The organism is Romboutsia lituseburensis DSM 797 (genome assembly GCF_900103615.1).
Classification (GTDB): Bacteria; Bacillota; Clostridia; order Peptostreptococcales; family Peptostreptococcaceae; genus Romboutsia_F; species Romboutsia_F lituseburensis.
The window spans coordinates 119,788-133,022 of record NZ_FNGW01000007.1 but is presented as its reverse complement, the minus strand read 5'-3'; the positions used below and the strand labels follow the sequence as shown (position 1 = coordinate 133,022).

The following is a 13,235-nucleotide window of genomic DNA, read 5'->3' as shown; positions in this document are numbered from 1 at the left end:
TTGATCTCCTTAGTAATTAACAAGTTGTGTATAATCACTAGCAGCTAAACTAGCTCCACCAACTAAAGCTCCATCTATGTCGCTTTGTCCCATTATTTCTGCTACGTTTGCAGGCTTAACACTTCCACCGTATTGAATTCTAACTTCGTTAGCTAATTCACCGTAAAGTCCAGCTACAACTTCTCTTATGTATTTTATTACATCGTTAGCATCTTCACTTGTTGCAGTTTTTCCAGTTCCTATAGCCCATATTGGCTCATAAGCTATTACAACTTTAGCTAAATCTTCTTTAGCTACGTTTTCTAAAGCTTTTTCTACTTGAACTTTACATACTGCTTTAGTTTCTCCTGCTTCTCTTTGCTCTAAAGTTTCTCCACAACATAATATTGGATCTATTCCAACTTCTAATGCTTTTAAAACTTTTTTGTTGCAAGTTTCATTTGTTTCATTGAAGTATTGTCTTCTTTCAGAGTGTCCTATTACTACATAGTCCATATCTATTTCTTTAAGCATTAATGGAGATACTTCACCAGTGAATGCTCCGTTTTCTTCGTAGTGCATGTTTTGAGCACCGATCTTTATGTTAGTCCCCTTAGTTGCTTCTTTTAAATCTTTTAATAATGTGAAAGGTGCACATATTACAGCTTCTACATTATCATTATTTACTTTATCTTTAACTTCATTCACAAATTCTAAAGCTTCTGCTATAGTTTTGTGCATTTTCCAGTTTCCTGCTATTATAGGTTTTCTCATTTTAATTATTCCTCCCACTTGGTATTAAATCTTTGAGAAATCTGAGTTTTTCAGATCTCTCACGATTTAATTTAAAATTTATAAGGATGTTTTATTTTCATAAAACTAAAACTGTGGACAATTTTATATATATAAATGTTTGACATGTTTAATTAATGTCTAACGATAATATTCAAATTTATTTATTGTCTAAAGCTACTATCCCTGGTAATTCTTTACCTTCTAAGAATTCTAATGATGCTCCACCACCAGTTGATACGTGAGTCATCTTGTCTCCGAATCCTAATTGGTTAACAGCTGCAGCTGAGTCTCCACCACCTATTACAGTAGTAGCATCAGTTAATGCTGCCATAGCTTTAGCAACAGCTAATGTACCTTGGTTGAAGTTTTCGAATTCGAATACTCCCATTGGTCCATTCCATACTATTGTTTTTGATTCGTTTACTGTATTTACGTATAATTCAGTAGTTTTAGGTCCTATATCTAGTCCCATATGTCCCGCTGGTATGTTAGCATCTTCAGTTATAACTGGAGCTACATCAGCAAATTTATCAGCAACAGCGTTGTCTATTGGTAATAATAATTTAACACCTTTAGCTTTTGCCTTATCCATCATTTCTTTAGCGTATTCTACTTTATCTTCTTCAACTAATGAAGTTCCTATTTCATATCCTTGTGCTTTTAGGAATGTATAAGCCATTCCTCCACCTATTATTAGGTTGTCTACTTTTTCTAATAACTGCTCTATAACAGCTATCTTATCCGATACTTTTGCTCCCCCTAATATTGCAGTAAAAGGTCTCACTGGAGTTGCTACTGCTTCTCCTAAGAACTTTAATTCTTTTTGTATTAAGTATCCACAAACTCTTTCTTCTAAGAATTCACCAGCACCTACTGTAGAACAATGTGCTCTATGTGCAGTACCGAAAGCATCATTTACAAATATTTCAGCTAATGAAGCTAATTCTTTAGAGAAGTTTTCCTCATTTTTAGTTTCTTCTTTTCTGTATCTAGTGTTTTGTAGTAATACTACATCACCATTTTCCATTTTTTCTACTGCTGCTCTTGCATTTTCCCCTACAACGTTATCATCAGCAGCAAATACTACTTCTTTGTCTAACATTTGTGATAATCTAGTAGCAACTGGTGCTAAAGATAGCTCTGGCTTAGCTTCTCCTTTTGGCTTTCCTAAGTGAGAACATAATATAACTTTTGCGCCTTTTTCTATTAAGTATTTTATAGTTGGTAAAGCTCCGTTTAATCTGTTTTCATCTGTTATAACACCATCTTTTAGTGGAACATTGAAATCACATCTTACTAAAACTTTTTTTCCGCATACGTTTATATCTTCTATTGTTTTTTTGTTAAGCATTGACATATTTATTATCTCTCCTTTTAAAAATAAAGCTAACCCATTGTTAATTCTATCAACTCTTCATAACACCGAATTTAGCATATCACGTTTCTTTTTTAGTTTATAATTTATGTTTACCCTTTAGTTGTTTTAAAAAAGTCCTAAGCCTGTAGTTTTAACTACAAGCTTGGACTTTATATGAAATTACTTAGCTAATCCAGCAAAGTATCCTAATGTTCTTATTAATTGAGCAGTGTAAGACATTTCGTTATCGTACCAAGAAACAACTTTAACTAATTGCTCTCCGTTTACTTCCATAACTTTTGTTTGAGTTGCATCAAATAATGATCCAAAATCTATTCCTATTATATCAGTAGATACTAATTGCTCTTCAGTGTATCCAAATGATTCGTTAGAAGCAGCTTTCATAGCAGCATTTATTTCTTCTACAGTAGTTTTCTTTGCTAATGTACAAACTAACTCAGTTAAAGAACCAGTTATAACTGGAACTCTTTGAGCTCCTCCGTCTAATTTACCTTTTAATTCAGGTATAACTAAACCTATAGCTTTTGCAGCTCCTGTAGTGTTAGGAACTATACTTGCAGCAGCAGCTCTACCTCTTCTTAAGTCACCTTTTGCATGAGGTCCATCTAATGTATTTTGATCATTAGTGTAAGCATGTATAGTAGTCATGAATCCTTTTTGTAATTCAAATTTATCATTTAATACTTTAGCCATTGGTGCTAAACAGTTAGTTGTACAAGAAGCTCCTGATATAACTGTTTCAGAACCATCTAATATATCATGGTTTACGTTGAATACTACTGTTTTTAAATCTCCTGTAGCAGGTGCTGATATAACAACTTTCTTAGCTCCAGCTTCTAAGTGAAGTCCAGCCTTCTCTTGAGAAGTGAAGAATCCTGTACATTCTAATACTATGTCTACCCCTAATTCAGCCCATGGTAAGTCAGCTGGGTTTCTTTCAGCAGTAACTTTTATTTCTTGTCCGTTAACAACGAAAGCTCCGTCTTTAACTTCTATTTCACCGTTGAATCTACCTTGAGCAGAGTCATACTTGAATAAGTGAGCTAATGTTTTAGCATCTGTTAAGTCGTTTATTGCAACTACTTCAAACTTATCAGTTTGCTCCATTAATTTTCTTAAAGCTAATCTACCTATTCTTCCAAATCCATTTATCGCAACTTTAACCATCTTGCTACCTCCCTAAATGTAATTAAATATATTCTGACTAGCACTGCTAGTTATAAACTTTGTTATACTAATTCTAATATTCTATTAGCGCTTTCCTCATCAGTTATAAGCACTATGTTTTTATTAATCTTTGTCATCGCTATTAAAGCGTCTGCTTTTTTTGTTCCTGCGAATATGGCAATGTTTTCTTTTACATTTTTAAATGTATCTAAGTGAATACCTACTGTATTTAACTTACAAACTATTTCACCATTTTCATTGAAGTAATGTCCAAAGGCTTCACCTATTGCACCTTTTTTAACTATCTCTTCAACTTTTTCTTCAGGAAGTCTTCTTCTAGTAGCCATCTCAGCTGCTATACCTATCCCAAAAACTAACACATTAGTTTTTTCAATCATATCTAATGTACTTTTTATTTGAGGTTCTTGAGTAAGTGTTTTCATTGCTGCTGTACCTAACTCATCAGGTATATGTAACAACTTATAATTTGAGCTAAGCTTTTTGCTAGTTGTTGCTACTACATTGTTTGACTGAATTTCAACATCTTTACCCATACTTCCTCTAGCAGGAACTATTGTAGCGTTTTCATATTTCTTTTCAGTCTTTATAGCGTTTGAAAATTCTAACATTGTACTTCCACCAGTTATAGAAACTATATCTCCATCCTTTAGGATGCTTAAGAAGTACTCTGCTCCAAGTCGAGCTACATCTTTTATTAAGCTCGGATTATTATCATAGCTACCTGGTACTAGTAAAACTTTTTTGATTCCTAGCTTTTCTTTTACCTTTTCTTGTAGTGTCGATAATCCCATGATGTCATTCATCATATCTTTAAGTTCGTCTAAAAGCTCTAATCCTTCTTGAGTCATGGTCATTCCCGATACTGCTACGTCTATAAGACTTTGTTCTTTTAGGAATTCAGTTTCTGACCTTACTACTCTTTCGCTAATTCCTAGAACATTTGATAATGTTCTTCTACCTATCGGTTCGCTTAAAGATATTTGTCTTAGAATAGAGTATCTTCTTTCCATAACCTCTATAACTTGTGGAATTAACTTTTGTTGTACCTTTAATAAGTTTTTCATATTGTAACTCCTTATTAGTCATTTACATAAGGGACTTTTTTCGTCCCTTGAGTTTATTTTAGTCCCACAAGATAATTTTATTTTAAATGAAATGGAAAGATATTTCAATACTTTTTATAATATTTTTATGTTTTTTTATTTTCTAGTACTCTTTTCTCTTACTCGACGATAAAATTCCTAATTCTTCTCTATATTTTGCAACCGTTCTCCTTGCGACATTAATTCCTTCTTCTTTCAACATTTTAGCTATTTTTTCATCACTTAATGGTTTATTTTTATTTTCGTCCTTTATTTTATCCTGTATTAATTTTTTTATGCTAGTGCTAGATATACCATATTCATCTTCACTTTCTAATGAGCTACTGAAGAAATATTTAAATTCAAACATACCAAAAGGAGTTAGCATATATTTTCCATTTACTCCTCTACTAATTGTCGATTCATGGAAGTCTAGTTTTTGAGCTATATCTTTCATTCTCATTGGTTTTAAGTATCTTGTTCCATATTTAAAGAAATCCTCTTGAGATTTAACAATCTCTTGAGCTATTTTTAGTATAGTATTAGCTCTGCTATCCATATTTTTTATTAATTCCGTTGCTGAATTTAACTTTTCTTTTATAAATTCCTTTGCACTATCATCTGATTGTGCATTTTTTAATATTTCCTTATAAAAATTATTTATTTTTATTTTACAGCTGTCACTTTTGTTATTGTATACTATAAATTCATCATCTATCCTCTCCACAATTACGTCAGGCTGTACGTAAACGCTTTTTTCAGCATTACAACTTAATCCAGGTTTTGGATCTAATGTTTTTATTATGCTAATTAAGTTAACACATTCTTGCAATTGAATTTTATACTTCTTACTTATTTCTTTATATTTATTATTAGCTATAAGTTCTAAATCATTTGCAACAATTTCTTCTAATATTTCATTGTGAATACCTAAATTGTTCATTTGAATTTTTAAACATTCTGATAGATTTCTTGCACCTACTCCACTAGGTTCAAGTTGTTGTATATTTAATAAGCATGTTTCAAATAAAGTTTCATTTATATTCAACTTTTTTATAATCTCTTTTTCTTCGCATCTAAAATAACCATCTTCATCTAAACTATCTATTATATACTTGCAAATTTCCATTTCCTTCTTATCTAATTTATATAAACTTATTTGAAAGTGTAAATTTTCATATATATTTGATGAATACTTAATCATATTTTCTAAATTTATATCATTATCTGAGTTATAATTTATTTCATTTTTATCAAATCTACTAGATTTTTCAATGTGTTTTATATATTCTTCCCAGTCTATATCACTTGTTTTTTCTACTTCTATTAATGGATTTTCTCCTGCTTGTCTTTTTATTTCTTCTTCTATTTCTAATTTATTCATATTAAGTATTGATAACGATTGTTTTAATGCAGTTGTCATTACTAGTTTTTGAGATTGTGTCAGCTCTAAACTGTTATTAAAATTCATAATACTCACCTCATTGTTTAAATATAAGTTTTTTAATTTCCCCATATATTCAATAAAATTAAAATAACCGAAATAACAACTTGCTAAATATAGTTACTTTAACTTAAGAAAACCCTTTTGTACAAATATATTCTATCATATATTTTGCACAAAAGGGTTTTATAGCTTACATCTCGTTTAAGATTTCTCTAAGTTCTTCTTCTGTATACTTATATTTAGAGCTGCAGAACTGACATCCGATCTCAGCTTCTTGTTGCTCATCTATTATAGCTTGTAGTTCATACTTCCCTATAGCTATTAAAACTTTCTTTACTCTTTCTTTTGAACATTCACATTCAAATCCTACTTCTATCTCATCTAATATTCTAGGATTTAATCCATCTAAAACTATACTTAATATATCTTCTGGTGTTTTACCTTCACTCATCATAGTAGTTATAGATGATAATTTAGATATATTTTGTTCTAATTGAGATATAGTTTCTTCTGTTGCATCTGGCATTAATTGTACTATAAGGCCACCAGCATGTTCTACATGTAACCCTGTTGTAAGTACACCTAATGCAACTATTGATGGTGTTTGCTCTGATAGTGCAAAATAGTGAGTTAAGTCTTCTGCTATTTCTCCACTTACTATAGGATACGCTCCATTGTAAGGTTCTCTAAGACCTAAATCTTTAGTTACTTTTACAACACCATTTGTACCTACTGCTGCTGCAACATTTAATTTACCATTTTCATAATCAGGAACTTCTACATATGGATTTTCAACATATCCTTTAACTATTCCTTTTGAATTTGAAGTAGCAAGTATAGAACCTATTGGCCCTCCACCTTTTATTATAACAGTGATCTTGTCACCTTCATTTTTCATCATTAATCCCATCATAGATGTAGCTGTTATAGTTCTACCAAGCGCTGCTGTTGCAACCTTTGTAGTGTCATGTAATCTTCTAGCTTCTTCTACCATATTAGTGGTAGTTGCGACGAAGGCTCTAACTTGTCCATCGCCAGCAGTTGCTCTTATTACGTAATCTTTCATACATATTCCTCCGCCTTATATATTTATTTTTTACATACAAAGAATATTCTTTCACTATCTTTTTTAGGTTTTTCAAATGTAAAGTCACCATAGACTTTTATATCTGTAAATCCTGATATTTGTAAGCTTTCTATTATTTCATCTTCAGTATATGCTCTTTGTTGATGAACTTCTTCAAACTTATCAAATTTTCCATTTGCATCTTTAACAAAAAATGCTAATTCCATTTCTATTAAGTTTTGTTCATCATCAAAATAATTTTGCCATAAATAAGATATATCGTCTCTATTTTCACCATGCATGTTGTTTCCAAGTATAGTAGATAATTTATAATGTGAACTTATATCAAATATAAATAATCCACCATCTTTTAATAATTCATGAGACTTTGCAAATACATTTTCTAAATCGTCATCATAAGTTATGTAGTTAAACCCGTCACATGCACATAATATACAGTCTAAATTTGTAACATCGAAATCTAACTCAGCTATATCTTGTTGAAGCAATACTAGCTCAACACCTTCTTTTTCAGCTTTTTCTCTAGCTACATTAAGCATTTGATCTGATATATCAATACCTGCTATATCATAATTTTTCTTAGTTAAAGGTATTGTTAAGTTACCTGTTCCACAAGCTAGTTCTAATATATTTTGTACTTTAACATTTTCTTTTTCAATTATTTCTTCTATATATTTAATCCATCCATTATAATCAACATCATTCATAAGTTCATCATAAATGAATGCAAAATCGCTATACTGCTCCATCGTCCTTTTTTGCTTCCTCCATCATCTTTTTCTGTTGTTTTTTTCGTGATGTAAGTATCCCACCAATTCTTCCAGCTTCTTTAGCTGTAAGTCCAGCCCATCCTTGTTCTGTTACCTTGTCTAACAGCCCAAGTTCTGATGCTATCTCATATTTCATTATATCATTATCTGTCAATATTTTCTTTTTAGTACTTTTTGCTTTACTTTTTTTACCCGGTTTATTTAAAAGATCATTATTCATAAAAAACACCCCTTTACATATTTGTATTTTTGTCATATGTATGAAATTTATACAAATATTTACGAAGAAAGCATCTTACAATGAATTTGAGTTTATCATTACCAAGATGCTCTTTTTTTAAGTATAAGCTTTTAACATATTGATCCTTTATATTTTAATAGATTAATATATGTCTCTATCCCATTTATAAGGACTTTTTCATCAAAGTTGAAGTTTATATTATGAAGACTGTTAATATATCCTTGTTTTTCATCTCTGCATCCTAGCATAAAAAACAGCCCCGGTACTTTCTTTTGATAATATGAAAAATCTTCAGATATCATTAATGGATTTAATTCAATAATTTTTTGTTTTCCAATTGCTTCGATGAATTCATTAGTTAAATCTTTATCATTATTAACTGCCGGATAATCATCTCTTATCTCAACGTTTATCTTACAATTATAAGAAATTTCTATTCCCGTACATATTTCTCTTACTCTTTTTTTCATATACTCATAAGTGTGTGGATTAAATGTTCTTATAGTGCCTTGAAGATTTACATTTTCAGCTATTATATTCCTTCTAACACCTCCATCTATTTTTCCAATACTAAGTACAGCAGTATCAATAGGACTTACATTTCTAGATACAATTGTTTGTAAATTATTTACTAAATTAGAAGCTATAATAATTCCGTCTATTCCATTTTGAGGCATTGCACCATGTCCACTTTTAGCTACTATATCTATATCAAAATCACCTATTTGAGCCATAAAATAACCTGATTTTAATCCTATATACCCACTTTCAACCTCTGGATACATATGTAGTCCATAAACTTCATCTACTTTATACTCCTCAAATATACCTAATTTTAATAGTTCTTCTGCTCCCCCTGGCCCTTCTTCTGCTGGTTGAAATATAAACACTATATTATCATTTAAATTTTCCTTATGTCTATGTAAAAACTCTATAAGTCCTAATAAAACACTAGTATGTCCATCATGTCCACACAAGTGCTTAACTCCCTGATCAGTTGGAAGACCGTCTATGTCTGCTCTAAATGCTATAGTCCTTTTACCTTTTTTCCCTTTTAATATTCCAACTGTTCCCGTTCCTAAACATTTTTTATACGCTATACCTAAACTATCTAAATAATTTCTTATATATTCTGATGTCTTAAATTCTTCTCTTCCCTTCTCTGCTATACAATTTAAAGTTTTTCTATGGTTATATACCGTTGACTTTAGCTCACTTTCTATTCCCATTAGCCCACACTCCCTTAAATTTTATATTTGATATAAAATTCTATGCGTAAGATTCTATAAATTGCGTCTTTTTTATATTATATATTTTCTCAGTATTATTATCTGTCGATTATTGAAAAACGAATTATTATATAAGATTATAAAATCTAAAGGTTTATTATTAATAAATCAAGAATAAAAAATAAACAAGAATAAAACAATATAAGAAATACTAATAAAACATATCATTTCTGCTAAATTAACTTTTATATTGTTAATAATGTCACATATATCATTTTCACATTTTCTGCATGTTTCTAATATACATGAATATATATTATTGATATCGTGTATTTCACTTCATATTTATTACAGTCTAATCTTTTTAATATGAAATCATTACCTTTATCAATATGTAATTTTATTTTTATATTTTAAATATAAGACTTGCTTTATTTAGCATTTGGCTTATAAATATTACATTTTTGGGGGGATTTTTATGAAAAAAATAAACGTAGCTTTAATTGGTGCTACTGGCATGGTAGGAAGAACATTTTTAAAAATACTAGAAGAAAGACAATTCCCTATAGCTAACTTTTTCCCATTTGCTTCACCTGAAGACGCAGGTACTGTTATTACGTTTAATGGTAAAAATTACTACGTTGAAGCTTTAAGTGAAAATGTTTTTAACAGAGATATACAAATAGCTTTATTCTGTGCAGGTGGGGATGTAAGTGCTAAATATGCTCCTATAGCTGCATCTAAAGGTGTTGTAGTTGTTGACAATTCTAGTCATTTCAGAATGGATCCTGATGTTCCACTAGTAGTTCCTGAGGTTAATCCTGAAGCTGTAAAAAATCATAAGGGTATAATAGCTAATCCTAACTGCTCAACTATACAGGCTATGGTTCCATTAAAACCTCTTCATGATAAATATAAATTAAAAAGAGTAATTTACTCAACTTATCAAGCTGTTTCCGGATCTGGAGTTAAGGGTGTGAAAGATTTAGAGGAGGGTGTACAAGGTAAACAAAATAACTTCTACCCTCATCCAATAGCTTATAACTGCTTACCTCATATAGATGATTTTACTGAAAATGGGTATACAAAAGAAGAATTAAAAATGATTAACGAAACTATGAAAATATTTAATGATTATAATATAAAAGTTACTGCTACTACAGTAAGGGTACCTGTTAGAAATTGTCATAGTGAATCTATAAATGTTGAATTTGAAAAACCTTTCGAACTAAAAGAATTAGTAAATGAATTAAAAAATACTAAAGGTGTAGTTGTAGTTGATAATCCTAACAACAATGAATATCCTACTGCTATAGATTGTGATGGAAAAGATGAAACATTTGTTGGAAGAATCAGAAGAGACTTTAGTATAGAAAATGGAATTAATATGTGGGTTGTAGCTGATAACATAAGAAAAGGTGCTGCTACTAACGCTGTTCAAATAGCTGAATTATTATTAACTTATAATTTAGTGTAAATGTTTTCATTGGCTATTTAATAGTATTCTGCTTCGTGATATCATAAGTATATCACTTACCATTATATGGTTTTAAATATTATTATTTATTGCAATATAAAACTTTAAATGCCTTTATAGGCAAATATATATATAAAAAGGGGATTTTAATATGATATTTAAAGGTTCTGCAGTTGCTTTAGTTACACCATTTACTGAAACTGGAGTTGATTTTGAAACATTAGGGAAATTAGTAGAATTTCATATAGAAAATAAAACTGATGCTTTACTTGTTTGTGGTACTACAGGAGAATCTACAACAATGAGTGATGATGAGCAATTGACTGTTATAAAATATGTTGTAGATAAAGTTAATAAAAGAATACCTGTTATAGCTGGTACTGGTTCAAACAATACTATGCACTCTGTTCATTTAAGTCAAAAAGCTGAAAAATTAGGTGCAGATGGTTTATTAGTTATAACACCTTATTACAATAAGGCTAATCAAAATGGTCTTAAAAAACACTTTGAAACAATAGCTAAAAGTGTTAATTTACCAATAATTCTTTATAACGTTCCAGGAAGAACTTCTATGAATATCAAGCCAAGTATGGTAGCTGAATTAGCTAAAATAGATAACATAGTTGCTGTTAAAGAAGCTAGTGGAGATATAGCTCAAGTTGCTGAAATAGCTAGATTAGTACCTAAAGATTTTGCTATCTATTCAGGAAATGATGATTCTATATTACCATTATTATCTGTAGGTGGTCATGGTGTTATATCAGTTCTTGCTAATATATGCCCTAAAGAAACTCATGATTTAGTTCAAAAATTCTTTGATGGAGATATAGAAGGTTCTAGAGAATTACAACTTGGTATGAAGCCATTAATAGACGCTTTATTTATTGAGGTAAATCCAATTCCAGTAAAAACTGCTATGAATTTATTAGGATTTGAAGTTGGAAACCTTAGACTTCCACTTGCTGAAATGGATCCTAAAAATTTAGAAGTATTAAAACAAGAATTAGTTAATAGAGGTTTAAATTTAGCGGAGGGATTATGTTAAAGGTTATTATAAATGGATGCCTTGGTAAAATGGGGAAAGTATTAACTAAGTGCGTTCAAGATGATGATGAATTAGAATTAATTTGTGGGGTTTCCCAACATCCTAATGATAGTGCTCTATTTAAAGTCTATCCTAAAATGAATGATGTAGTTGAAAAGGCTGATGTTATAATAGATTTTTCTCATCATTCTACTTTAGATGATGTATTATCATTTGCTACTAAAACTAAAACTCCATTAGTAATTGCAACTACTGGATATAATGAAGATGAGTTAGATAAAATAAAAGAAGCTTCTAAGATTATTCCTATATTCCATTCTTCTAACATGTCTTTAGGAGTTAATGTTTTATTAAGACTAGTAAAGGAAGCTACTAAGATGCTCGCTGACTTTGACATTGAAGTTATAGAAAAACATCATAACAAAAAAGTTGACGCTCCAAGCGGTACTGCAGTTATGATTGCAAATGCAGTTAAAGAAGTATTACCACAAGTTGAATATAATTATGGTAGATATGGACGTGAAGCTAAAAGAACTAAAAATGAAGTAGGTATACATGCAATAAGAGGCGGAACTATTGTAGGTGAACACGATGTAATTTATGCTGGTCATGATGAAGTTGTAGAACTAAAACATATAGCTCAGTCTAAAGATATATTTGCTAAGGGTTCTATTTCAGCTGCTAAATACTTAGTTAACCAAGGTGCGGGTTACTACAACATGGATAATATGTTGGGTTAATTTTAAGTCTACAGAAGGAGGATATCAAATGATAAATTTGAATGATGCTTATGAAATTGCTAAGTATATAAAAGAATCTAAGAAGGTTACACCGGTAAAAGTTTATATAAACGGACACTTCTTAAACTTTAAAAATGATAAAGATTTTAAAGTTTTCGGTTCTAATGGATCTTACATTTTAATAGGCGATTATGAAACAATAATGAAATTCCTAGAAGACAAAAAACATCATATTGATGAAATTCATATTGAATACGATAGAAGAAACTCGGCAATTCCTCTTTATGATTATTTAGGTGAACATGCTCGTATTGAACCAGGCGCTATAATAAGAGATATGGTTAGTATCGGAAAAAATGCGGTTGTGATGATGGGTGCGGTTGTAAACATAGGTGCGGTCATTGGGGAAAATTCAATGATAGATATGAATGCAGTCATTGGAGCTAGAGGTATAATCGGAAATAATGTGCATCTCGGTGCAGGTGCTGTTGTTGCAGGTGTATTAGAACCACCATCTGCAAATCCAGTAACAATAGAAGATGATGTTATGATAGGCGCTAATGCAGTAATTTTAGAAGGTGTGCGTATCGGTAAAGGTGCGGTTGTCGCTGCAGGTGCGATTGTTACTCGTGACGTAGAGCCAGGCTGTGTAGTTGCTGGATCTCCTGCTAAAGTTATAAAGCTAAAAGATGAAAAAACTTGCGATAAAACTAAGCTAATGGATGGCTTAAGAGATTTAGATTAAAAAAAGCTCTAGAGTAAAGTATTCATACTTTA

The 13,235-nt window shown here is 30.6% G+C and carries 13 protein-coding genes; 4 read left to right on the top strand and 9 right to left on the bottom strand.

Annotation, left to right across the window (positions count from 1 at the left end; genetic code table 11):
* Positions 1-9: 9 nt before the first annotated feature.
* From tpiA to BLP75_RS13655, 9 genes are all read right to left on the bottom strand, one after another.
* Positions 10-753 (bottom strand): triose-phosphate isomerase, encoded by a 744-nt coding sequence (gene tpiA, locus BLP75_RS13695; protein WP_092727104.1) that lies wholly within the window; start codon positions 751-753, stop codon positions 10-12.
* Positions 754-931: 178 nt separating this feature from the next.
* Entirely contained in the window at positions 932-2,131 is a 1,200-nt protein-coding gene (locus tag BLP75_RS13690; protein ID WP_092727103.1) for a phosphoglycerate kinase, read from the bottom strand.
* A 180-nt stretch (positions 2,132-2,311) separates the two neighbouring features.
* The gene (gene gap / locus BLP75_RS13685; protein ID WP_092727102.1) at positions 2,312-3,319 is read right to left on the bottom strand and encodes a type I glyceraldehyde-3-phosphate dehydrogenase; all 1,008 of its coding nucleotides are present in this window, start codon (positions 3,317-3,319) and stop codon (positions 2,312-2,314) included.
* Positions 3,320-3,381: 62 nt separating this feature from the next.
* Positions 3,382-4,404, bottom strand: a complete 1,023-nt coding sequence (locus BLP75_RS13680) for a sugar-binding transcriptional regulator (protein WP_092727101.1) — start codon at positions 4,402-4,404, stop codon at positions 3,382-3,384.
* Positions 4,405-4,546: 142 nt separating this feature from the next.
* Entirely contained in the window at positions 4,547-5,893 is a 1,347-nt protein-coding gene (gene rpoN, locus BLP75_RS13675) for an RNA polymerase factor sigma-54 (protein WP_092727100.1), read from the bottom strand.
* 166 nt (positions 5,894-6,059) lie between these two features.
* Positions 6,060-6,935 (bottom strand): Hsp33 family molecular chaperone HslO, encoded by an 876-nt coding sequence (gene hslO / locus BLP75_RS13670; protein WP_092727099.1) that lies wholly within the window; start codon positions 6,933-6,935, stop codon positions 6,060-6,062.
* A gap of 23 nt (positions 6,936-6,958) precedes the next feature.
* Entirely contained in the window at positions 6,959-7,705 is a 747-nt protein-coding gene (locus BLP75_RS13665) for a class I SAM-dependent DNA methyltransferase (protein WP_092727098.1), read from the bottom strand.
* Positions 7,692-7,946, bottom strand: a complete 255-nt coding sequence (locus BLP75_RS13660; protein ID WP_092727097.1) for an alpha/beta-type small acid-soluble spore protein — start codon at positions 7,944-7,946, stop codon at positions 7,692-7,694. The genes BLP75_RS13665 and BLP75_RS13660 overlap by 14 nt, the downstream gene beginning before the upstream one ends.
* A gap of 131 nt (positions 7,947-8,077) precedes the next feature.
* Positions 8,078-9,196 carry an amidohydrolase gene (locus BLP75_RS13655; protein WP_092727096.1) on the bottom strand — a complete coding sequence of 373 codons (1,119 nt, stop codon included), beginning with the start codon at positions 9,194-9,196 and terminating at the stop codon, positions 8,078-8,080.
* Between the two features lie 478 nt (positions 9,197-9,674).
* Here BLP75_RS13655 and BLP75_RS13650 point away from each other — a divergent pair, with 478 nt between their 5' ends.
* The 4 genes from BLP75_RS13650 to dapD all read left to right on the top strand — a co-directional run bounded on the left by BLP75_RS13650 (position 9,675) and on the right by dapD (position 13,203).
* Positions 9,675-10,673 (top strand): aspartate-semialdehyde dehydrogenase, encoded by a 999-nt coding sequence (locus BLP75_RS13650; protein ID WP_092727095.1) that lies wholly within the window; start codon positions 9,675-9,677, stop codon positions 10,671-10,673.
* A gap of 151 nt (positions 10,674-10,824) precedes the next feature.
* Positions 10,825-11,718, top strand: a complete 894-nt coding sequence (gene dapA, locus BLP75_RS13645; RefSeq protein ID WP_092727094.1) for a 4-hydroxy-tetrahydrodipicolinate synthase — start codon at positions 10,825-10,827, stop codon at positions 11,716-11,718.
* Positions 11,712-12,458: a 4-hydroxy-tetrahydrodipicolinate reductase gene (gene dapB, locus BLP75_RS13640; RefSeq protein WP_092727093.1), complete on the top strand. Its 747-nt coding sequence runs from the start codon at positions 11,712-11,714 to the stop codon at positions 12,456-12,458. The genes dapA and dapB overlap by 7 nt, the downstream gene beginning before the upstream one ends.
* A gap of 28 nt (positions 12,459-12,486) precedes the next feature.
* Positions 12,487-13,203 (top strand): 2,3,4,5-tetrahydropyridine-2,6-dicarboxylate N-acetyltransferase, encoded by a 717-nt coding sequence (dapD, locus tag BLP75_RS13635; RefSeq protein WP_092727092.1) that lies wholly within the window; start codon positions 12,487-12,489, stop codon positions 13,201-13,203.
* The last annotated feature ends 32 nt before the right edge of the window (positions 13,204-13,235 follow it).